The following is a 21,665-nucleotide window of genomic DNA, read 5'->3' as shown; positions in this document are numbered from 1 at the left end:
AATCTCATGCCGCTCTCCACCATCGACGCCACCCCGGCGCTCGTCGTCATCGACCTGCAGGCGGGCATCGCGCCGCATGCCGCCGACTCGGTGATCGAGAACAACACCGCCCTCACCGCGGCCTTCCGCGAGGCGGGCCACACCGTGGTCCTGGTCAACGTCGTCGCCGGTGCCCCTGGCCGCACGGAGCAGAACCCGGCCGGCGGCGGGAGCACGATCCCGGTCGAGGCGACGGTGCTGATCGACGCGTTGCACCAGGCCGACTCCGACATCACCGTCAGCAAGACCACGTGGGGCGCCTTCGCCAGCACCGATCTGCACGCCCGGCTCCAGGAGCGCGGCGTCACGCAGGTCCTCGTCACCGGCGTCGCGACCTCGATCGGCGTCGAGTCGACCGCCCGCGAGGCGCACGCCCTGGGCTACGACGTCGTCGTCGTCCCGGACGCGATGGCCGACCTGACGCCGGAGGCGCACGACGCCGCGGTCACGCTGGTCTTCCCGCGGCTCGCCGAGGTCAGCACGACCGCCGAGGTCCTCGCGGCCCTCGGCGAGAGGACGCACGCCTGATGCCGCTCTCCGTCGTCGACGCCACGCCGGCCCTGCTGGTCGTCGACCTGCAGGCCGGGATCGTCGCGATGGGCGTGCCCGGAACGACCGAGGTCGTCGAGCGCTCGGCCCGGCTCGCCGCGGCCTTCCGCGAGGCCGGGCACCCGGTGGTCCTGATCAACGTCGACGCCGCGCCCGGAGGTCGCTCGGACCTCAAGCCCACCGGTGGCGCGCGGCGGCTCGATCCCGACACGCTCGGCTTCGTCCTCGAGCTCGCCCAGGACGCCGGCGACCTCGTGATCACCAAGCACACCCGCGGCGCCTTCCACGAGACGACGCTCGAGACGGAGCTCGCCGCCCGCGGCGTGACCCAGGTCTTCGTGACCGGCATCGCGACCGGCTCGGGCGCGGAGGAGACCTGCCGGGAGGCGTACGCCCGCGGTCTCAACGTGGTGTCGGTGACCGACGCGATGGCCGACCGCGACCCGGCGACCCACGAGTTCGTGGTGACCCGGGTGCTACCGAAGTTCACCGAGACGGCGACGACGGACGAGGTCCTCGCCGCCCTCTGACCCGCCGAAATCGCACGGAGGACCGTCGAGTTTGCAGGCACACCTGCAAACTCGACGGTCCTCCGTGCGATTTCGGGCTAGGCGCGGCCCTGCTCGGCGAGCAGCCGGTCGCGCAGCTCCACCAGCTCTCCGACCGCTCCGAAGAACCGCTCCGTGCTCTCCCCGACGGTGAGGTCGTCGAAGTAGAGCCCGCGCATGGCCGTACGGGCCTCGCGGTGCTCGTCGTCCGCGAGCCGGCTCGCGACCAGCGCGGTCAGGCCGTCGAGGCTCGTGGAGTCGACCACGTCGGCGACCCGGCTGATCGGGGCCTCGGCGGTGAGCCGCTCGCGGTCCTCCCAGCGGTCGGTGATGAGGATCGGCGCCTCGGTGCGCAGGTAGAGCCAGTCGAGCCCGACCGAGGAGACGTCGGTGACCATCGCGTCGCAGCGCGCGAAGACGGCGAGGATGTCGCCGCCGAGGATCGCCTCGTGCCCGGCCTCGGGGTCGTCGGCGGCGGCCTCCTCGAGGATCGCGAGGATCGCGAGGTGGCCCGCCGCGACCGTCGGGTCCTCGCTGGTGGTCACCTTCGGGTGCGGCTTGTAGACGACCCGCGTGCCCGGCACGGCGAGCAGCGAGCGCACGATCTGCGGGCCGAAGACGTCGACCGAGGTGTAGCAGTTGTAGTCCGCGTCGCCCTCCCAGGTCGGGGCGTAGAGCACCGTCGGGCGCTGCGACGCGGCCAGGATCGGCTCCGGCCGCAGGTCGAGCTGCGGCCGCCCGATCCGGACCAGCCTGGACTCGTCGAGCTCCAGCAGCGCCCCGCGATGGCGCTGCACGGCCGCCTCGCCGGCGACGAAGACGCGGTCGTACGCCTTCGCGTTGTTCGACACCATCGACATCTTGTCCGACTCGCCGTGGTTGATGTGCACGTGCATCATCCGCGCGTTCAGCAGCGCGTTGAAGTTCCGCATGCCGTTGTTGCAGTAGAGCACCACCTTGGCGTCGAGCTCGGCGAAGAGCTCGCTCAGGGTGTGGAACTCGACGGCCACGTAGACCGGCAGCTTGGTGTGCTGGCGCACGATCGCCGCGGTGTCCGGCTCGCGCAGCACGATGCCCACCGGATGGCTCTCGTCGAGCAGCTCCAGCACCGGCAGCCACTGCAGCAGCTGGTAGACCCGGGTCGGGTCGTCGGAGAAGTAGCTCAGAACGGTGGGACGAGATCCAGGCACGAGGAGCAAGAATAGACGCTGAGGGGCCCGCTCCCACGCTCGCGGCGTCGCCCGCACCGAGCGCTACAAGCAGGCCGGGGCGAGACGCTCAGCGCGGACCGAGCACCAGCGGTGGCGCCCTCGGCTGGACTCGAACCAGCAACCAACGGATTAGAAGGCCGTTGCTCTATCCATTGAGCTACGAGGGCCAGACGTGCATCATTCTGTCCCATGTGTCTCAGGTATCACATCCTGGGGCCGAAAGAGGCGAGGTGAACCCCGACGTGACGGCTTCCAACGCGGCCGACGTGGCCCTGTCGGCGCCGCGCGACAGCGACGTCGCCCCGCCGTACGTCGCCAGCAAGCCGCTGAGCTGGGCGGTCGTCACGTGGGTGCTCGAGCACGGTGGGGTCGCCACCGCGTACCAGCCGATCATCGATCTGCAGCGTGACCGGATCGTCGGGTGGGAGGCGCTGTTGCGCGCCCAGCACCCGGAGATCGGCGCGATCTCGCCGATCTCCCTTATCGAGGCAGCGGAGCGGTTCGGCCTGCTGGACCTGCTCACCCGCCGGATCATCGAGGACGCCCGGAACACGATGACGACGGTCCGCGCGCTGACCGGGGATCCGCTCAAGATCCACCTCAACCTGGAGCTCAGCCAGCTCCACGACGAGCAGCCGCTCCTTGAGTGGCTCGCCGAGCTCGAGTGGCCCGAGGGCATCGAGGTCGTCGCCGAGATCACCGAGCGCGGCGCGGACCAGTGGCTGTCGCGCTACGAGGCGGGCGCCGCCACCCTCGGCGAGGGCGGCATCTCGCTGGCGATCGACGACTGCGGATCCGGTGCCTCGCGGCTCGGCTTCATCAGCAGCCGTCCGTGGGAGGTCGTCAAGATCGACCGCCAGCTCTTCGTCGATCACGACGATCGTCGCGTCGTGGTGCTGAGCCACCTCGTCCAGCTGCTCAAGGCGCTCGGCGCGGTCAGCGTCGCGGAGGGCATCGAGACGGCCGAGCAGCTGCGCCTGGTGCGCGAGCTCGGCTTCGAGGAGGCCCAGGGGTACCTGCTGGGCATGCCGGTGCCGGGGCCGACGATGCTCGCCGGCCTCGCGCGGCACGGTCTCGCGCTGGACCTCGGCGAGTAGCCGCTGCCGGGGCCGCTCCCGGATCGGTCGCATACAGTGCGGCTCGTGGACCAGCTCTTCTGCACCACCTGCGGCCACCGTCTCGGGCCCGACGACCTGTACTGCACCGCATGCGGCGCACCGATCGCCCGCTCGGCGACGGTGGAGGCCGCCGTGCAGTCGTTCCCCGAGACGCCCGCCGAGCGGACCGCGATCCGCCCGGAGCCCGCGCAGATCCCGCTGGTGATGCCGACGCCGCACCCGAGTCACCCGCACCCCCATCCGCATCCGCGTCGCCGGTCCAGGCCCCGCGCGCGGTTCTGGGGCTGGATCGCAGCGGCCGCGATCGCCGTGGGCGCGGTCTCGTACGGCCTCGGCACGCTCGCCGAGCAGGATGCCGGTCCGGTCGCCACGCCGACCATCGGCGGATCGGACGGCGGGGCCGGCTCGCCGACGCACAAGCCGTCACCGGTGCCGAAGGTGTCCACCGACCCCCAGGCGGTCGCGCAGGCCAAGGCGCTCTACGCGCTGATCAGCCAGTCCGCCTCCGACAAGCAGAAGATCGCCGCGGCGGCCGGGCAGCTCCAGCGCTGCGACCACATCGCGCAGGCGGTCCAGACCTTCGCCGACGCCGCCGAGTCCCGTGACCGGCTCGTCGACCAGGCGGCCGGGCTCGAGGTCGGGCTCCTGCCCGGGGGCGGCGCCGCCGTCGCCGACCTCAGCGCCGCGGCCCGGGCGGCGGCCGACGCCGACCGTGCCTACGTGCAGTGGGGCGAGTCGCGCCACGTCGTCCGGGTGCGGGTGCCGCACCACGGCAAGGGCCACCACGGGCCGCGGTTCCGCGAGGCCTGTCGCGGCGGTGCGGGTCTGGAGGAGGAGGCGGTCCGGCTCAGCACGGCCTCGCACGGCGCGAAGCAGGAGACCGCCGCTGCCTGGAACCTCGTCGCGGCCCAGTTCGAGCTGCCGACGATCACCTGGACCGAGCTCTGAGCCCAGGACGTCATACGCCGGCCACCGTCGATGGGCTTGCAGCGTATGACGTCCCGCGGCTCAGAGGTGGCGGCCCATCCACGCCTCGACGTCGTCGGGCGTACGGGGCAGCGCGGCGCTCAGGTTGAGCGCGCCGTCGGCGGTGACGACGATGTCGTCCTCGATCCGGATGCCGATGCCGCGAAGCTCCTCGGGGACGAGCAGGTCGTTGTCCTGGAAGTAGAGGCCGGGCTCGACGGTCAGCACGTAGCCCTCCTCGAGCGTCGACTCCTTGCCGTAGGCAGCGGCGCCGGCCCCTGCGCAGTCGTGCACGTCCAGGCCGAGCATGTGGGAGGTGCCGTGGAGGGTCCACCGGGCGTAGGTGCGGTTCTCCTCGGAGAGCGCCTCGTCGACCGAGACCGGGAGGAGGCCGAGATCGTCGAGCCCGTGCGCCAGCACCGACATCGCCGCGTGGTGCGGGTCGCGGAAGCCCGCGCCCGGCTTCACCGCCGCGATGCCGGCCTCCTGGGCCTGCAGCACGAGGGAGTAGAGGTCGCGCTGCAGCGTCGAGTAGGTCCCCGAGACGGGCAGCGTGCGGGTGATGTCGGCGGTGTAGAGGTTGTGGCCCTCCACGCCCATGTCGAGCAGCACCATCTCACCGGGGGTGATCGGGCCGGTGTTGTCGATCCAGTGCAGCGTCGTCGCGTGTCGGCCGCCGCCCACGATCGAGTCGTAGCCGAGGTCGTTGCCCTGGGCGCGGGCGCGGCGGAAGAAGGTGCCCTCGATCCAGCGCTCGCCGTACTTCAGCGCGTCGGCCCAGTCCGCGACGCAGTCCTCGAAGCCCGCGGCGGTGATGTCGCAGGCCTCCTGGAGCTGGGCGATCTCCCACGGGTCCTTGGCCAGCCGCAGCTCGCTGGTCACCCGGGCCAGCTCGTCGTCGGCGCCCTCCTCGGTGGGGGAGACCAGGCCGTCCACGTAGGACGACACGCCGCGCAGCACCCGCGTACGGGTGCCGCCACCGAGGGCCGCCTCGAGGCCGTCGACGTGGCGCACCTCGACCCCGAGGGACTCGGTGAGCTCGCCCAGCGACGGACGGCGTCCCACCCACAGCTCGCCGTAGTGGGCGTTGCGGAAGAACTCCTCGGTGTCGCTGCCGGCGCTCGGGCGCGCGTAGAGCGCCGAGGTCCCGTCGGGCTCGATCACGAGGACGGCGTCCGAGGTCTGGTTGCCGGTGAGGTGGACGTGCGCGGTCTCCGCGCGGAAGCGGTAGTCGGTGTCGTTGGCGCGCACCTTGTAGCCGCCGGCCGGGATCACCAGCCGCTCACCGGGGAACGCCGCGGCCAGCGACGCGCGTCGCGCGGCGGCGTACGGCGCCACCGGATGTGGGGGCACGTCGAGCGCGCGCTCACCCCAGCCGCTGCTCATGAAGGCGCGCCATGCGTCGGGCACCTTGTCATCGTGCGGGCGGGTGCCGGCCGTCTCCGACAGGCCGGGCTCCTCGGGTGTCACGGTCTCGCTGCTCATGCACGTACTCGCTTCGCTGCGTGCGCGCCCGAGTCACCAGGCACGCTGCGTCGGATGGTTCGCTCGCTTCGCTCACTCACATGTCGAATGCTACGTGCTGGTACACCACGCCCGACCTGCACCGATAGGCTTCGCCGCATGGGGGTGACACCGCCGCGCAACCGCGCGTTCATGATCGTGGTCAGCGTGCTCGTCGCGCTGGCCGCGATCCCGGTGCTCATCCTCGTCGCCGTCTCCGGCGCGCCGGCCCACGTCGTGCTCGCGGTGGTGCTGGCCAGCGTGCCGGTCATCCCGCTCGTGCTCTGCTTCCTGTGGCTTGATCGCTACGAGCCCGAGCCGCGCGGCCTGCTCGCACTGGCGCTGGGCTGGGGAGCGTTCTTCGCCTGCCTCGTGGCGCTGGTCCTCGAGGGCGTCGGCGGCCTGGTCCCCGGTCTGCATGACGAGACGTCGATCGCCGTCCTGGCCCCGGTCGTCGAGGAGGCCTGCAAGGGCTTCTTCCTGGTGATGCTGCTGTGGTGGCGCCGCGACGAGCTCGACGGCATCCTCGACGGCATCGTGTACGCCGGCATGCTCGGGATCGGGTTCGCGTTCGTCGAGAACATCCTCTACCTCGCGGCCGCCTACAACGGGACCGCTGGCGTGGGCCCGGGCGGCGTGCGGGGGCTGGCGGCGACGTTCGTCGTACGGTGCCTCTTCAGCCCGTTCGCCCACCCCCTCTTCACCGCCTTCACCGGGGTCGGGGTCGGCATCGCGGTCGGCTCGCGCTCCCGGGCGGTGCGCTGGCTGGCGCCGCTGGGCGGATACGCCCTCGCGGTCCTGGCCCACGGCACCTGGAACGCGGCCACGCTCTACGGCTTCGGCGGCGTCGTCTTCGTCTACGTGATGATCATGCTCCCCGCGGTCGGCGGCCTGATCGCGATCGCGATCTGGGCGCGCCGCTCCGAGCGGCAGATGCTCGCGCTGGCCCTCGGCGACGCCGCCAGCCGCGGCCTCCTGCCGGCCACGGACATCGGCTGGGTGGTCGACCTCAGCGCCCGGCGCAGCGCCCGCGCGTACGCCCGACGGTGGGGCGGTCCCACCGGCGAGCAGGCGATGCGGGATTATCAGCAAGCAGCGATCGAGCTCGGCTTTCTGCACTCGCGGTTCTTGCGTGGCACTCCGCCACCCAACTTCGCGGCTCGCGGGCAGGAGTACGTTGCGCGAATCGGTGCGGTCCGGCCACGGATCGCCTTCCCCGGACAGGTGGTGCCCACGAGATGACAGTCGACGGTGCGTTCGACAGCGGCCAGATGGTGACGGCGCTCGTCCGGCTCCACCAGGCGCTGCAGGACATCGCACTTCCCCTCGACGTCGCGGGCGCCGAGGAGCAGCGCCGCTCCCACGCCGCGCTCGTGGACCAGCTCGAGGACTATGTCATCCCGCGGATGATGACCATCGACGCGCCGCTGCTCGCGGTCGTCGGCGGTTCCACCGGCGCCGGCAAGTCGACCCTGGTCAACTCGCTGGTGGGCCGTCGCGTGACCGCCCCCGGCCTGCTGCGCCCCACCACCCGCTCCCCGGTCCTGGTGCACAACCCGGCCGACGCCGGCTGGTTCGGCCAGGACCGGCTGCTGCCCGATCTGAAGCGCGTCGAGCACGCCACCGACGACCCCAAGGCGCTCCAGCTCGTCGCCTCGGACAACATCCCGGCCGGCCTGGCGATCCTGGACGCGCCCGACGTGGACTCGGTCGAGGAGCAGAACCGCCTCCTCGCCGCCCAGCTGCTCGCCGCGGCCGACCTGTGGATCTTCGTCACCTCGGCCGCGCGCTACGCCGACCAGGTGCCGTGGGAGTTCCTCAAGGCCGCCGCCGAGCGCTCCACCGCCGTCGCGGTCGTCCTCGACCGGACGCCCACGGACGCCGTCCAGACGGTCGCCACCCACCTGGCCCGCATGCTTGCGGCACGCGGTCTCAAGGACTCGCCGCTCTTCATCGTGCACGAGGGCCAGGTCAGCGACGACGGCCTGCTGCCCGCGGCACACGTCGCGGAGGTCCGCGGCTGGCTCGACATGCTCGCCGACGACGCCTCGGCCCGCCAGGCGGTCGTCACCCAGACCCTCGACGGGGCGGTGCGGGCGCTGACGTTCAACGTCCACCCGGTCGCCGACGCCGCCGCCCAGCAGGCCGACGCGCTGGTGCGGCTGCGCAGCGACGCGGAGTCCGCGTACGCCCGTGCCCGTACGGACATCATGGCCGCCACCGCCGACGGCACCCTGCTGCGCGGCGAGGTGCTCGCCCGCTGGCAGGAGTTCGTCGGCACCGGCGAGCTGCTGAAGTCGCTGGAGAGCCGGGTCGGCAAGCTGCGCGACCGGATGGTCGGCGCGATCAAGGGCAAGCCGCAGCAGGCCGAGCGAGTCAGCGTCGCGGTCGAGTCCGGTCTCGAGCTGCTCATCCTCGAGCACGCCGAGGCCGCCGCCGAGCGGGCCGAGGCGGCGTGGCTGCAGACCGAGGCCGGCCGCGGGCTGGTCGCCGACGCGCCCGGAGACCTCGGCCGCGCCAGCCGCGCGCTGCGCAGCAAGGCCGAGCGGGCGGTGCGCGACTGGCAGCGCGACGTCCTGGAGATGGTGCGCACGGAGGGCGAGGACAAGAAGTCGACGGCCCGCTACCTCGCGTACGGCGTCAACGGGCTCGGCGTCGCGCTGATGGTGGTCACCTTCGCCAACACCGCCGGGCTCACCGGCGCCGAGGTCGGCATCGCCGGCGGCACCGCGGTGGTCGGGCAGAAGCTGCTCGAGGCCGTCTTCGGCGACCAGGCCGTCCGCGATCTCGCCAACCGGGCCCGCAAGTCGCTGGAGCTGCGGGTCGACGGCCTGCTGGCCGAGGAGGAGGGGCGCTACACCGGCGTCCTCGACGTCCTCACCGTGGACCCGGGGGCCCCCGACCGGCTGCGACAGGCCGCCCGCGGCGTGGACGACGTGCGGTACGCCTCACAGCGCAACGCCGACTGAGGCGAGCGACCGGGCGTCCAGTCTTCTCGGGTCGTCGTCCGACTGACCGATTGAACCCCTCGGCCACTACTGTTGGCCGAGTTCCGACCCACCGCCGAAGGGGAAGCATGTCGTCGCTCGAGGGAGTCCAGCACCCGCAGACGCTGGGGGCCGACATCGCCGATCGCCTGAACGGGCTCGCCGAGGCGGCCGACGCCGCTCGGGGCCGGCTCGACGACGGCCTCGTCGACGAGGCGCGCACCATCGCCGAGCGCGCCGGCGGCCGGATGAAGCTCTCCTCGGAGCACACCGTGGTCGGCATCGCCGGCGCGACCGGATCGGGCAAGTCCTCGACCTTCAACGCGCTGACCGGGCTGGAGCTCTCCGCCGTCGGCGTGCGCCGGCCCACCACCTCGTGGGCGACCGCCTGTGTCTGGGGCTCCAACGGCGCCAGCGAGCTGCTGGAGTGGCTCGGCATCCCGGATCGGCACCAGACCACCCGCGACTCGATGCTCGACACCCGCCGGGAGAGCAACGAGCTGGACGGCGTCGTCCTGCTCGACCTGCCCGACCACGACTCGACCGAGCTGACCCACCACCTCGAGGTCGACCGCCTGGTCGCCCTGGCCGACATGCTGGTGTGGGTCCTCGACCCGCAGAAGTACGCAGACGCCGCGATCCACGACCGCTACCTCGAGCCGCTCAAGACCCACGACGAGGTCATGGTCGTGGTGCTCAACCACATCGACAAGGTGCCCGAGGAGCGCCGTGAGTCGATGATCGCCGACGTCCGCCGTCTGCTCGACAACGACGGGCTCCAGAAGGTCCCGGTCATCCCCGTCTCCGCCCGGCTCGGGTGGGGCATCCCCGAGCTGCGCGGCGAGATCGCCAAGCGGGTCGCGGACAAGAAGGCCACCAAGGCCCGCATCGAGGCCGACGTGAAGACCCTCGCGGGCAGGATGCGCGACGCCTCCGGCGACGCTCAGCCCAAGACGCTCGACACCGCGCGCATCGAGGGCCTCGACGACGCCATCGCCGAGGCGGCCGGCGTGCCGACCGTGGTCGACGCCGTCGAGCGCTCCACCCGGCTGCGCGCGGGCCGCGCCACCGGCTGGCCGCTGGTCTCCTGGGTCTCCGCGCTCAAGCCCGACCCGCTCAAGCGCCTCCACCTCGACCTGGGCGCCGAGGGCAAGATCCTCACCGGCGCGGGGCGCACCTCGATCCCGGAGGCGACCGCCGTCCAGCGCGCCCGGGTCGACAGCGAGGTCCGTGCGCTGGCCGACGAGACCGGATCCGGCCTCGGCGAGCCGTGGCAGGAGTCGATCCGCAGCGCGTCGGTCTCCAAGATCGGCGACCTCAACGACCGCATCGACGCCGCCCTCGGCTCCGTCGACCTCGGTGCCTCTCGGCTCCCGGTCTGGGCGCACCTGTTCCGGGTGCTGCAGTGGCTGCTGATCCTGGCCGCGATCGGCGGTGGCGTCTGGACGATCGCGGCGCTGGTCTCCGGCGGTCTCGACGACGTCAGCAAGGTCGCCGGGGTGGCACTGCCGCTGGCCATTCTGATCGGTGCCGTCGTGCTCGGCATCGTGCTCGCGATCGTGGGTCGCGTCCTCGTCTCCGGTACGGCCCGCACCCGGGCCGCGAGCGCCGATCAGCGCCTGCGTGGCGCCGTCGCCGACGTCTCGCGCACGCTCGTCGTGGAGCCGGTCCAGGCCGAGCTGGCCGCCTACTCCCGCCACCGCGAGGGCCTGGCCAAGGCGCTCAAGTGACCCGCCCGGTGCGGCGACACGCCGTACCGGTGTTTATCTACTAACTAACTAGAGATATAGTCGGCGGCATGCCCGCCGAAGTCGTTGCGCTCACTGCCGCACGTCCCACCAGCCAGCCCCGGTCGTTGTCGCGCCTCGAGCTCGCCGAGCTCACCCGCCGGTACGCCGACGAGGTCCGCGAGGGCCGTCACGAGGTCCTCGCCGACCCCGACGAGCGCTGGCATGTGCGTCTGCACTGCGACGACACGGCCGATGTCTGGCTGATCAGCTGGACCGAGTCGCAGGGCACCGAGCTGCACGACCACGGCGGCTCCTCCGGAGCCTTCACGGTCATCGAGGGAAGCCTGACCGAGTCGGTCTGGGCGGGCTCGCCCGTCGCCGGCCACCTGCGCCACCTCGAGCGCGGCGTGGGTGAGACCGTCACGTTCGGCGAGCGCTACGTCCACGACGTGCGCAACACCGCCGGGCCGGTCGCCGTCAGCGTCCACGCCTACTCGCCGCCGCTGAACCTGATGACGTTCTATGGTCTGGAGGAGGGACAGCTCACCCGGCTGGCCTCGACCTGGACCGACGACCCGGAGACCGCCATGCCCAACTACCGCACTGTGGACGAGATGCTGGACGACGCTCGCTCGACGATCACCCGCCTGAGCCCCGCCGATGCCGCGCACGCGGTAGAGGCCGAGGGTGCGCTGATCGTGGACATCCGGCCGGTCTGGCAGCGCGAGAAGACCGGCGAGGTGCCGGGCTCGCTGATCGTCGAGCGCAACCACCTCGAGTGGCGGCTGCACCCGGCCTCGGACGCACGGCTGCCGCAGGCGGTCGAGGGACAGCGCTGGCTGGTGCTGTGCGCGGAGGGCTACACCTCGTCGCTGGCCGCCGCGTCCTTGGTCTCGTTGGGCATCCCGGCGACGGACGTCGAGGGTGGGATCGAGGCCTGGGCGGCCACCGGACTCCCCGTCGTGGCAGGTGCCACGGCGGTCGAGCAGGTGGTGCCCGCCAGTCGAGACGCTGCCGCTGCAGCCTCGCGCGCGTCATGATGACTGCATGATCGAGTATCGATCCGTCGCGAAGACGTTCCCCGGTGGCGCCGAGGCGGTGCGTGACTTCAGCCTCGTGCTGCCCTCACGCACGACCACGGTCTTCGTCGGATCCTCTGGCTGCGGCAAGACGACCCTGCTCCGGATGGTCAACCGGATGGTCGACCCATCCGGCGGCCAGGTGCTGATCGACGGCGGTGACGTCGCGAGCCGCAACCCGGTCGAGCTGCGTCGATCCATCGGCTACGTCATGCAGCACTCCGGCCTGCTCCCGCACCGCACCGTGATCGACAACGTCGCCACGCCCCTGCGGCTCGGGGGAGTGGGGCGGCGCGAGGCGCGTACGCGTGCCCTGGAGGCGCTCGAGCGCGTCGGCCTCGACCCGGGGCTGGCGCGGCGCTACCCGACCCAGCTCTCCGGTGGTCAGCAGCAGCGCGTCGGCGTCGCCCGCGGGCTGGTCGCCGACCCCAACATCCTGCTGATGGACGAGCCGTTCGGCGCCGTCGACCCGATCGTCCGAGCCGAGCTCCAGCACGAGCTCGTCCGGCTCCAGCACGACCTGGGCAAGACCATCGTCTTCGTCACCCACGACATCGAGGAGGCGTTCCTCCTCGGCGACCAGGTCGTCATCCTCAAGAAGGGCGGCGAGATCGCCCAGGTCGGCTCGCCGGCCGAGATCCTGGCCGCGCCGGCGGACGACTTCGTCAGCAGCTTCGTCGGACTGGACCGGGGTCGGCGCACCCTGCGGATCGAGGAGGTCGACGGACGCAGGATCGTGGTGGACGCCGACGGCCGCGCAGCGGGTGTCCTCGGGTGAGGTGGTTCCTCGACAACTGGAGCGAGATCCGCGGGCTGGCCTGGCGCCACCTGTGGCTCTCGGTGATCCCGGTCGTGCTCGGCTTCGCGATCGCGCTCCCGATCGGGTACGCCGCCCGGCACTGGCGCGTCGGCGGCGCCGGGCTCGTCAGCCTCGCGAGCGTGGTCTACACGATCCCGTCGCTGCCGCTGCTGGTGCTCATCCCGGGCGTGCTCGGCACCAAGTTCCTCGACCCGGTCAACGTGGTGATCGTGCTGACCATCTACGCGGTCGCAGTGATGGTCAGATCCGCCGCTGACGCCTTCGGCAGCGTGTCGGAGACGGTCGTCGACGCCGCCCGAGCGAGCGGGTACTCCGGCTGGCAGCGGATGCTCCAGGTCGAGATCCCGCTGGCAGGGCCGGTGCTGCTCGCCGGCGTCCGGGTGGTGTCGGTCAGCACGGTCAGCCTCGCCACGATCTCGCCGCTGATCGGGGTGAGCAACCTCGGGTCGCTGTTCACCGAGGGCTTCCAGCGCTACTTCGCCACCGAGATCGTCATCGGGATCGTCTGCGTCGTCGTCCTGGCGCTGCTGCTGGACCTGCTGTGGGTGCTGATCGGGCGGCTCGCGATGCCGTGGCTCGCCGTGCGGGGTGCCCGATGAGTGCGCTCTCCGACGGCCTCGACTGGCTCACGACCGGTGCGCACTGGCACGGCGACGACGGCTTCCCGCACCGGATCGCCCAGCACCTGGGCTACACCGCGCTGACCGTGGCGATCGCCTCGGCGATCGCGCTGCCGCTCGGGCTGTGGATCGGTCACACCGGCCGGTTGCGCGGGCTCGCGATCGCCGTCACCGGTGCGCTGCGTGCGCTGCCCACCCTCGGGTTACTGACGCTCGTGGTGATCTGGCGCGGCATCGGTCTGACCCCGCCCGTGGTCGCGCTGGTGGTGCTGGCGATCCCGCCGCTGCTGGCCGGGGCGTACGCCGGCCTGGAGGCGGTGGACCGCGCCACCATCGACGCCGCGCGGGCGATCGGGATGACCGAGTGGCAGGTCCTCGCGCGGGTCGAGGTCCCGCTCGCCCTGCCGCTCATCATCGGTGGCCTGCGGGCCGCCGTGCTGCAGGTGGTCGCCACCGCCACCGTCGCGGCCTACATCGGACTCGGGGGACTGGGGCGCTATCTCATCGACGGCCTGGCCGTTCGGGACTATCCGCAGATGGTTGCGGGTTCTCTCGTCATCGTCGCGCTCGCTCTGATCCTCGACGGCCTCTTCGCCGTCACGCAACGTGCCCTCACCCTTCAACGATGAAGCAAAGGATCGACACATGAAGCTCAACCGACTCGCCCTCCCGGCCCTGGCCGCCGCCACGCTGCTGTCGCTGGCCGCGTGCGGCAGCGACCCGACCAACACCGCAACGGGATCCGATGCCACCGCGGACGCCTCGGCGTCGTCCTCGGGCGGTTCGTCCGCGCCGATCGTGGTCGGCTCCGCCTCCTTCGGCGAGAGCGAGATCCTCGCCGAGATCTACGCCGGAGCGCTCAAGGCGAAGGGCTTCGACGCCTCCACCCACCTCGACATCGGCCAGCGTGAGGCCTACATCGGTGCTCTGAAGGACGGCTCGATCTCGCTCTTCCCGGAGTACAGCGGCAACCTGCTGACCTACTTCGACCCGAACGCGACCGCGACGGCGCCCGACGACGTGGTCGCCGCGCTCAAGTCGACGCTCGCCTCGAAGGAGCCGGACCTGACCGTGCTGACGCCGTCGGCTGCGGAGGACAAGGACTCGCTCAACGTCACGGCCGACTTCGCCGCGAAGAACAACGTCCACTCGATCGCCGACCTCAAGGGCATCGACGGCCTCTCGCTCGCGGCCAACCCGGAGTTCAAGACCCGGGCGTACGGCATCCCGGGCATGGAGAAGTTCTACGGCATCACCGGCGTGAAGTTCACCCCGATCAGCGACGGCGGTGGCCCGGCCACGGTCAAGGCGCTCACCTCCGGCAAGGTCGACGTGGCCGACATCTACTCGACCACCCCGTCGATCACCGACAACAAGCTGGTGACGCTCGAGGACCCCGAGCACATGATCGCGGCGCAGAACGTCATCCCGTTGATCCGCACGGACCACGACAATGCGGACGTCGACACGGTGCTCAACGCGGTCTCGGCCAAGCTGACCACGCAGTCGCTGCTGGACCTCAACGCGACGTTCAACGGTCCGGACAAGCCGAAGGCCGCCGACGTCGCCGCCGACTGGCTGAAGGCCAACGGCCTGGCCTGATCGGACGGAGGTCGAGCCTGTCGAGACCTCCGAAACCAGCCACTTCTCGTCCACAGACGAGCTTCGGGACCCGGATCTCCACAGCCCTGCTGCGGAGGCCCGGGTCCTGTCGGTCTCCGCTCCCATGCTCGTTCCTGCAGCACCTGCTGCCTGAACCTGACAAGGAGCACGAAGATGAACGAGTCCCACATCACCGTCCACGGCTACGTCGCCGCCACCCCGACCGTCCGCCAGGTCGGCGAGCACAGCGTCGCCAACTTCCGCATCGGGGTCACGCCCCGGCGCCTCGAGAAGGCGTCCGGGCAGTGGCACGACGCCGAGACACAGTGGTACGCGGTCAGCGCCTGGCGGGCGCTAGGGGAGAACGTCGGCAAGTCGCTGCGCAAGGGCGACCCGGTGATCGTCCAGGGCCGGCTCACCGCCCGCACCTGGGTCAACGCCCAGCACTCCGAAGTGGTGGCGCACGACATCGAGGCGACGGTCGTCGGCCACGACCTGCGCCGCGGTGTCAGCTCGTTCTACAAGAGCGCCCCGGCCGGAGCGGGCGAGCAGGAGGGCCGGGAGCCCGCTGAGACGGGTGCCGGGACGACCGCGCAGCGGCTCCCGGGAGAGCTCGAGGGCCTGATCGCCGACAACGCCGCCGGGGCCGACGCCGTCCCCGTCCCGTCCGCCGACCGCACCGACTGGAGCGCGCCGCTCCAGGATGCCCCGGACTGGGCAGGAGCCGCCTGAGGCGCCGGATCGAGCTGAGGTGTGTTCAGCCACTAGGCTTGTGCCTCGTGGCTGAATACATCCTCTCCCTGCGCAATGTCCGCAAGGCTCACGGCGACAAGGTCGTCCTCGACAACGTGACGCTGTCGTTCCTGCACGGGGCGAAGATCGGTGTCGTCGGCCCCAACGGCATGGGCAAGTCCTCGCTGCTCAAGCTGATGGCTGGCCTCGACCAGCCGAACAACGGCGACATCGTCCGCGACCAGGACGCCACCGTCGGCATGCTCCAGCAGGAGCCGCCCCTGACCGAGGGCAAGACGGTCCTGGAGAACGTCGAGGAGGCCGTCCACGACATCAAGTCGAAGATGAAGCGCCTCGAGGAGGCGTACGCCGAGATGGGCGAGCCCGACGCCGACTACGACGCCCTGATGGCCGAGACCGGCGAGCTCCAGACCTACCTCGACAACATCAGCGCCTGGGACGTCGACTCCAAGCTCGAGCAGGCGATGGACGCGCTGCGGTGCCCGCCGGGCGACCTGCTCGTCGACAACCTCTCGGGTGGTGAGCGTCGTCGCGTCGCGCTGTGCAAGCTGCTCCTCCAGGAGCCCGACCTGCTCCTGCTCGACGAGCCGACCAACCACCTCGACGCCGAGTCCGTTCAGTGGCTCGAGGGTCACCTCAAGACGTACAAGGGCGCCGTCCTGGCCGTCACCCACGACCGGTACTTCCTCGACAACGTCGCCCAGTGGATCGCCGAGGTCGACCGCGGCTCGATCCACGGCTACGAGGGCAACTACTCCACCTACCTGGAGACCAAGAAGGAGCGCCTCAAGATCGAGGGCGCCAAGGACGTCAAGCGCGCGAAGATGCTCGAGAAGGAGCTGGAGTGGGTCCGCTCCAACGCCAAGGCGCGCCAGACCAAGTCCAAGTCGCGTCTGGCCCGCTATGAGGAGCTCGCGGCCGAGGCCGACAAGGCCCGCAAGATCGACACCGCCGACATCAACATCCCGCCGGGCCCGCGGCTCGGCGACATCGTGATGGAGGCTCACGACCTCACCAAGGGGTTCGAGGGCCGCATCCTGTGGAACGACATCTCCTTCACGCTGCCGCGTGCCGGCATCGTCGGCGTCGTCGGCCCCAACGGTGTCGGCAAGACCACGCTGTTCCGGATGATCACCGGCAACGAGACGCCGGACTCCGGTGAGCTGAAGATCGGCCAGACGGTCAAGATCTCCTACGCCGACCAGAGCCGCGCCAACATCGACCCGAAGAAGAACGTCTGGGAGGTCGTCTCCGACGGTCTCGACTTCATCAAGGTCGCCAACTTCGAGATGAACAGCCGCGCCTACGTCGCCTCCTTCGGCTTCAAGGGTCCGGACCAGCAGAAGATGGCCGGTGTGCTCTCCGGCGGTGAGCGCAACCGACTCAACCTCGCGCTCACGCTCAAGCAGGGCGGCAACATGCTGCTCCTCGACGAGCCGACCAACGACCTCGACGTCGAGACCCTGTCCTCGCTCGAGGATGCTCTGCTCGAGTTCCCGGGCTGCGCCGTGGTCACCTCCCACGACCGGTGGTTCCTCGACCGCATCGCCACCCACATCCTCGCCTGGGAGGGCGACGACGAGGACGGCGGCAAGTGGTTCTGGTTCGAGGGCAACTTCGCCTCGTACGAGGAGAACAAGATCGAGCGCCTCGGCATCGAGGCCGCTCGGCCGCATCGTGTCACCCACCGCCGCCTGACCCGCGACTGATCCGAGGCGCGTGGCGGGCGCCTGACTGTGTTGTTGTCGCCGACGGCCGCCTTCGCTCCTCCGCCCTGCCGTGCACACCGCCACGCACACCGCCACGCACCTCAGGTGCGTGGCGGTGTGCCGTTGATGGGTAGGAGCAGAGACCTGCCGGTCAGCCGAAGCGGATCAGCTTGCCGTCGGGAGTCGTCGTGTTCCCGTGCGGATCGAGCGGCGTGCCGGAGAGCACGTCGCCGGTGAAGTACAGCCCGCGAGGCGTCCACTCCACCTCACCCGGTGTCGGGGTGGCGAGCACCTCGTGGACCTGGGCGCCGTGCCTGCCCAGGGTCACCTTGGAGAGGGTGTCGCCGAACATCTGCGCCACGTAGAGCGTTCCACGCGGTGACACGGCGAGCCCGGTCGGGCCCAGCAGCCCGGTCGCGACCTGCCGTGCGCGGGCCTGGTGGCCGCCGTGATGTCCGTGGTGCATCCGGACGCTGATCCGGTGGGCGGTGTGCGCGTTGATCGCGAAGACGCCCCCGCGCGCACCCAGCTGCGGACCCTCGGGGCCACCGGGGAGGCTGGTCACGTAGATCGTCCCGTCGCCGCCGACCTCCACGTCGGTCGGCACCGGCTCGAAGTAGTACCTCTCGCCGATGAGGCAGGAGCCGTCGGGGACCCCGACGCCCGCTGCGGCCTGCGCCGTGAGCGTGAACGGGATCGCCGGCAACGTCGCGACGGTGCTGATCCGACCGCGCGGCGAGACCAGGAACACCGCGTTCGCGCCGGCGTCTGCGACGTAGGTCCAGCCGTTGCCGAGCGCATAGGTGGCGTAGGGGTGCGAGTCGACAGCGCCCGGGTACGCCGCCGGCCCGTTCTCCGCGGGCCAGTCCTTGAGGCAGGGGCTGGAGGCGGGGACGTCCGCGAAGCCGTACGTCGTGTGCTGGTCGGGGTTGGTGGCCGCCTCGAAGTCGTGCACGTCGGCGATGGTGCGGACCGTTCCGCCGGGAGTGAGCACCTTCAGCCAGCTGTCGAGGTTCTCGCCCTCGTCCGCGCTCTGCGTGACGGTGAAGAACAGCGACCTGCCGGAGAGCGACAGCCCGCCGACCTCGTAGCCGTGCGGATCGGTGTAGACGGGCGTCGTGGTCCCGCTCCGGCTGATCCTGTCGATCGTGCCGGTGAAGTTCTGCGAGACGTACACGGTGCCGTCGTCGGCGACGGCTGCACGCAGCGGCGAGACCAGCCCGTCGGCCAGCACATGCTGGGACGGGATGCTCGCGTGGTGGTGCCCGTGATGCTTCCCGTGGTGACCGTGGTGGCGGTGCTCGCCATGCTTGCCGTGCGAGTCGTGGTCTTGCTGGTGGGCCGACGCCGCGGGGGCGCTGGCGAGGGTGGCTGTGACGCCGAGGGCGACGGCCACCGCTGCGAGTCTGGGGTGGGTGGACATGCACTGCCTCCTAGAGGTGGATGACTCACCTCCGACGCTGCAACAGCGTGCCCGTTCGGGGCATCCCCCCGGATGGGTATCTGACAAATACCTGAGGGGGTGTAAGGCGTCAGCGGATGTCGCACTCCGGGCTGTCGACGATCAGGTGATCGGCGACGGTGTTCATCACCCGGCCGAGCGCGGCGAAGTCGTCGGCCGCGCACTGATCCACGAGGTACTCGCGGACGCCGGTGACGTGCACCGGCGCCGCCGAGCGCAGCAGCTCCATGCCCTTCTCGGTGAGGATCGCATCCACCCCCCGGCCGTCGGTCCGTGACGTACGGCGCGCGACCAGGCCGGCCTTCTCCATCCGGGCGATGGTGTGGGTGACCCGCGAGCGGGAGTGCCCCATCGAGGTGGCGAGCTGTGCCATCCGCAGCACCCCGTCGGACTCGGAGAGGCGGACGAGCATCTCGTACTCGGCCAGCGAGAGGTCGAACTCCTGGCGCAGGTCGGCGTCGAGCCGGTCCAGCAGCAGCGTCATCCCGATGACGAGGCCGCGCCAGGACCGCTGCTGATCGGCATCGAGCCAGCGCGTCTCCTCGGTCACGCGACCGAGTTTAAAGGGGGCGCTGGCCCGATGCCGCCTCAGCGGTTCACACAGCGGCGTGTCAGCGTCACATGCGCTCGAGGATCAGGGCCATGCCCTGGCCGCCGCCGACACACATCGTGATGAGGCCGGTCGACTTGTCGTGGAAGTCGAAGGAGTTGAGCATCGTGTTCTGCAGGCGGGCGCCGGTCATGCCGAACGGGTGACCGACCGCGATGGCGCCGCCGTTGACGTTCAGCCGGTCGATGTCGATGCCGAGGTCCTGGTAGGACGGGACGACCTGCGCGGCGAACGCCTCGTTGATCTCGACGAGGTCGATGTCGCCGATGGACATCTTGGCGTGCTTGAGCGCGTTGCGGGTCGCCTCGACCGGGCCGAGGCCCATGATCTCGGGGGAGAGGCCGGAGACGCCGGTGGAGACGATCCGGGCCAGGGGCTTGAGTCCGAGCTCGGCGGCCTTGGTGTCGGACATGATCACGACCGCCGCGGCGCCGTCGTTGAGCGGGCACGAGTTGCCCGCGGTGTTGACGCCGTTCTCGCGGAAGACCGGCTTGAGGCCGGCGATGCCCTCGAGGGTGACGCCGGCGCGCGGGCCGTCGTCGGCCGAGACGACGGTGCCGTCCGGCAGCGTGATCGGGGTGATCTCACGAGCCCAGAAGCCGTTGCTGATCGCCTTCTCGGCGAGGTTCTGCGAGCGGACCGCGAACTCGTCGAGCTCGGCGCGGTCGAGACCGCGCAGCGTGGCGACGTTCTCGGCGGTCTGGCCCATCGCGATGTAGACGTCCGGCACGAGACCCGACTCGCGCGGGTCGGTCCACGTGTCGTTGGAGGCGGCGAGACCGGCGGTGCGCTTGACCGCGTCGGCCATCAGCGGGTTCTCGGCGCCGTCGACGTCGGCCATGCCGTTGGCGAAGCGGGAGACGGCCTCGACGCCGGCCGAGACGAAGATGTCGCCCTCGCCGGCCTTGATCGCGTGGAACGCCATCCGGGTGGTCTGCACCGAGGAGGAGCAGTAGCGGTTGACGGTGGCGCCGGGCACCGTGTCGAGCCCCAGGAGGGTGTTGACGACCTTGGCCATGTTGAAGCCGGCCTCGCCGGCAGGCTGCCCGTTGCCGAGGTAGAGGTCCTCGATCGTGGTCGGGTCGAGCGCCGGGATCTTGTCGAGCGCCGCCTGGACGGCGAACGCGGCGAGGTCGTCAGGACGCAGGTCCTTGAGCGAACCCTTGAACGCCCGGCCGATCGGCGTGCGGGCGACGGAAACGATGACGGCCTCAGGCATGGTGCACTCCAGTTACTGGTCAGTATGAAACGAGTCGTGAGGACAATAGTGCCCGGCTGCCGGGTGCGATGAAAGGGACCGGAGCGTGCCCGCGGTCCGGGCACCGCGACCGGGCCGGGTGTGATGTTTGCGAGGATCGCCTCGTGCGACACCGCTACGAGTGCCCGATGCGCTGGGCCGACCTCGACATGCTCGGCCACGTCAACAACGTCACCTATGTGGACTACCTCCAGGAGGCGCGCGTCGACATGCTCCGGGTCCACGCTCGCAGCCCGATGACCGACCCGCTGGCCGAGGGCGTCCTGGTCGCCAGCCACCAGGTGACGTATCTCGAGCCGCTGCTCTTCGACCGGGACCAGGTCCTCGTCGAGCTCTGGGTCACCGAGATCCGGGCCGCGTCCTTCACCCTCGCGTACGAGATCTTCCGGGAGACGCCCACCGACGATGGCGGCGTCACGCGCACGGTCTACCTGCGCGCCTCGTCCGTGTTGACGCCGTACCTCTTCGCCGAGGGCTGCCCGCGCCGCCTCACCGCGGAGGAGCGTGCCGGTCTCGAGGTCTACCTGCACCCCGAGGACGTGCTGCACCCGCACCGGATGGAGGTCGGCGAGGCCCGGCACAGCGAGCTGGGCCACTACCCGGTCAAGGTGCGCTTCTCCGACATGGACGTCTACGGCCACGTCAACAACGTGAAGTACTTCGAATACTTCCAGGAGGCCCGCATCGCGATGCTGGCCAAGGTGCGAGGTCCGGGCAGCGCCGGGGTCGCCGGGCACGTCGTGGTCGCCCAGTCCGACATCACCTACCGGGCGCCGATGGGGATGCGTCCCGAGCCGTACGACATGTACCTGTGGGTCTCGCGGGTCGGGTCCAAGTCGCTCGTCTTCGACGGCGAGATCGTCGACGAGATGCCGGACGAGAACGGTGCCGAGCAGCAGGTCGTGCTGGCCCGCAGCCGTGTCGTCCTCGTCTTCTTCGACCTCGCCACGGGCCGCTCGGTCTCCCCGCCCGACGATCTCCGGGCGACCCTCGAGGAGCTCGCCTACCGCTGACCCGGTCAAGGTTGCGTCAGGCCGTCGGGCGGCGGCGTCAAGGAAGCGTCAAGACGGGCCGATGAGCCTCGGTGCGCGCCTAGACAGG

At 70.9% G+C, this 21,665-nt stretch carries 20 protein-coding genes and 1 tRNA gene; 15 read left to right on the top strand and 6 right to left on the bottom strand.

The features are described from left to right. Nucleotides 1–6: 6 nt before the first annotated feature. Complete coding sequence (locus tag ACZ5L9_RS01590) at nucleotides 7–567, top strand: isochorismatase family protein (RefSeq protein WP_464532874.1); 561 nt, start codon at nucleotides 7–9, stop codon at nucleotides 565–567. Continuing rightward, nucleotides 567–1,118, top strand: coding sequence for a cysteine hydrolase family protein (locus ACZ5L9_RS01585; protein WP_464532872.1), 552 nt, complete (start codon nucleotides 567–569; stop codon nucleotides 1,116–1,118). Before ACZ5L9_RS01590 ends, ACZ5L9_RS01585 begins: the two co-directional genes overlap by 1 nt. A 77-nt stretch (nucleotides 1,119–1,195) precedes the next feature. Here ACZ5L9_RS01585 and ACZ5L9_RS01580 read toward each other — a convergent pair whose 3' ends face one another. Together ACZ5L9_RS01580 and ACZ5L9_RS01575 are read right to left on the bottom strand one after the other, a co-directional pair. Further along, complete coding sequence (locus ACZ5L9_RS01580; RefSeq protein ID WP_464532870.1) at nucleotides 1,196–2,326, bottom strand: CDP-glycerol glycerophosphotransferase family protein; 1,131 nt, start codon at nucleotides 2,324–2,326, stop codon at nucleotides 1,196–1,198. 112 nt (nucleotides 2,327–2,438) lie between these two features. Then, nucleotides 2,439–2,514 (bottom strand) — tRNA-Arg (locus ACZ5L9_RS01575). Nucleotides 2,515–2,589: 75 nt separating this feature from the next. On the opposite strand from ACZ5L9_RS01575, the gene ACZ5L9_RS01570 reads away from it, so the two are divergent. Beyond that, nucleotides 2,590–3,444, top strand: coding sequence for an EAL domain-containing protein (locus ACZ5L9_RS01570; RefSeq protein ID WP_464532868.1), 855 nt, complete (start codon nucleotides 2,590–2,592; stop codon nucleotides 3,442–3,444). Between the two features lie 45 nt (nucleotides 3,445–3,489). Beyond that, on the top strand, nucleotides 3,490–4,413 hold the full coding sequence (locus ACZ5L9_RS01565) for a zinc ribbon domain-containing protein (RefSeq protein WP_464532865.1): 924 nt from the start codon (nucleotides 3,490–3,492) through the stop codon (nucleotides 4,411–4,413). A gap of 60 nt (nucleotides 4,414–4,473) precedes the next feature. Here the strand turns inward: ACZ5L9_RS01565 and ACZ5L9_RS01560 are convergent, their stop codons facing one another. Further along, complete coding sequence (locus tag ACZ5L9_RS01560) at nucleotides 4,474–5,916, bottom strand: aminopeptidase P family protein (protein WP_464532863.1); 1,443 nt, start codon at nucleotides 5,914–5,916, stop codon at nucleotides 4,474–4,476. Nucleotides 5,917–6,054: 138 nt separating this feature from the next. Between ACZ5L9_RS01560 and ACZ5L9_RS01555 the strand changes: the two genes are divergently transcribed. The 10 genes from ACZ5L9_RS01555 (at nucleotide 6,055) to ettA (ending at nucleotide 17,234) form a co-directional block, all read left to right on the top strand. After that, the gene (locus ACZ5L9_RS01555) at nucleotides 6,055–7,176 is read left to right on the top strand and encodes a PrsW family intramembrane metalloprotease (RefSeq protein WP_464532860.1); all 1,122 of its coding nucleotides are present in this window, start codon (nucleotides 6,055–6,057) and stop codon (nucleotides 7,174–7,176) included. Further along, nucleotides 7,173–8,903, top strand: coding sequence for an ABC transporter (locus tag ACZ5L9_RS01550; RefSeq protein ID WP_464532857.1), 1,731 nt, complete (start codon nucleotides 7,173–7,175; stop codon nucleotides 8,901–8,903). The genes ACZ5L9_RS01555 and ACZ5L9_RS01550 overlap by 4 nt, the downstream gene beginning before the upstream one ends. Nucleotides 8,904–9,010: 107 nt before the next feature. Then, a complete protein-coding gene (locus ACZ5L9_RS01545; RefSeq protein ID WP_464532855.1) occupies nucleotides 9,011–10,651 on the top strand; it encodes a YfjP family GTPase in 1,641 nt (546 codons plus the stop codon). Nucleotides 10,652–10,719: 68 nt separating this feature from the next. Beyond that, complete coding sequence (locus ACZ5L9_RS01540) at nucleotides 10,720–11,691, top strand: rhodanese-like domain-containing protein (protein ID WP_464532853.1); 972 nt, start codon at nucleotides 10,720–10,722, stop codon at nucleotides 11,689–11,691. A 7-nt stretch (nucleotides 11,692–11,698) separates the two neighbouring features. Continuing rightward, nucleotides 11,699–12,508, top strand: coding sequence for an ABC transporter ATP-binding protein (locus tag ACZ5L9_RS01535; protein ID WP_464532851.1), 810 nt, complete (start codon nucleotides 11,699–11,701; stop codon nucleotides 12,506–12,508). Beyond that, nucleotides 12,505–13,149, top strand: coding sequence for an ABC transporter permease (locus ACZ5L9_RS01530; protein ID WP_464532848.1), 645 nt, complete (start codon nucleotides 12,505–12,507; stop codon nucleotides 13,147–13,149). The genes ACZ5L9_RS01535 and ACZ5L9_RS01530 overlap by 4 nt, the downstream gene beginning before the upstream one ends. After that, entirely contained in the window at nucleotides 13,146–13,799 is a 654-nt protein-coding gene (locus ACZ5L9_RS01525; RefSeq protein WP_464532845.1) for an ABC transporter permease, read from the top strand. Before ACZ5L9_RS01530 ends, ACZ5L9_RS01525 begins: the two co-directional genes overlap by 4 nt. Nucleotides 13,800–13,815: 16 nt before the next feature. Continuing rightward, a complete protein-coding gene (locus ACZ5L9_RS01520; RefSeq protein ID WP_464532842.1) occupies nucleotides 13,816–14,772 on the top strand; it encodes an ABC transporter substrate-binding protein in 957 nt (318 codons plus the stop codon). A 174-nt stretch (nucleotides 14,773–14,946) separates the two neighbouring features. Next, nucleotides 14,947–15,504 (top strand): single-stranded DNA-binding protein, encoded by a 558-nt coding sequence (locus tag ACZ5L9_RS01515; RefSeq protein ID WP_464532840.1) that lies wholly within the window; start codon nucleotides 14,947–14,949, stop codon nucleotides 15,502–15,504. A gap of 47 nt (nucleotides 15,505–15,551) precedes the next feature. After that, nucleotides 15,552–17,234, top strand: coding sequence for an energy-dependent translational throttle protein EttA (ettA, locus tag ACZ5L9_RS01510; RefSeq protein WP_464532837.1), 1,683 nt, complete (start codon nucleotides 15,552–15,554; stop codon nucleotides 17,232–17,234). A gap of 151 nt (nucleotides 17,235–17,385) precedes the next feature. Here the strand turns inward: ettA and ACZ5L9_RS01505 are convergent, their stop codons facing one another. The 3 genes from ACZ5L9_RS01505 to ACZ5L9_RS01495 all read right to left on the bottom strand — a co-directional run bounded on the left by ACZ5L9_RS01505 (nucleotide 17,386) and on the right by ACZ5L9_RS01495 (nucleotide 20,525). Continuing rightward, the gene (locus tag ACZ5L9_RS01505; RefSeq protein WP_464532834.1) at nucleotides 17,386–18,657 is read right to left on the bottom strand and encodes a ScyD/ScyE family protein; all 1,272 of its coding nucleotides are present in this window, start codon (nucleotides 18,655–18,657) and stop codon (nucleotides 17,386–17,388) included. 109 nt (nucleotides 18,658–18,766) lie between these two features. Continuing rightward, entirely contained in the window at nucleotides 18,767–19,246 is a 480-nt protein-coding gene (locus tag ACZ5L9_RS01500; protein ID WP_464532831.1) for a MarR family winged helix-turn-helix transcriptional regulator, read from the bottom strand. Nucleotides 19,247–19,313: 67 nt separating this feature from the next. Further along, a complete protein-coding gene (locus tag ACZ5L9_RS01495; RefSeq protein ID WP_464532828.1) occupies nucleotides 19,314–20,525 on the bottom strand; it encodes an acetyl-CoA C-acetyltransferase in 1,212 nt (403 codons plus the stop codon). Nucleotides 20,526–20,668: 143 nt separating this feature from the next. On the opposite strand from ACZ5L9_RS01495, the gene ACZ5L9_RS01490 reads away from it, so the two are divergent. Continuing rightward, nucleotides 20,669–21,577, top strand: coding sequence for an acyl-CoA thioesterase (locus tag ACZ5L9_RS01490; RefSeq protein WP_464532825.1), 909 nt, complete (start codon nucleotides 20,669–20,671; stop codon nucleotides 21,575–21,577). Nucleotides 21,578–21,665 lie beyond the last annotated feature (88 nt).

Source organism: Nocardioides sp. JCM 18998, from assembly GCF_055391535.1.
The sequence above is the reverse complement of the archived record's forward strand: the minus strand, read 5'-3'. Positions and strand labels throughout refer to the sequence as shown.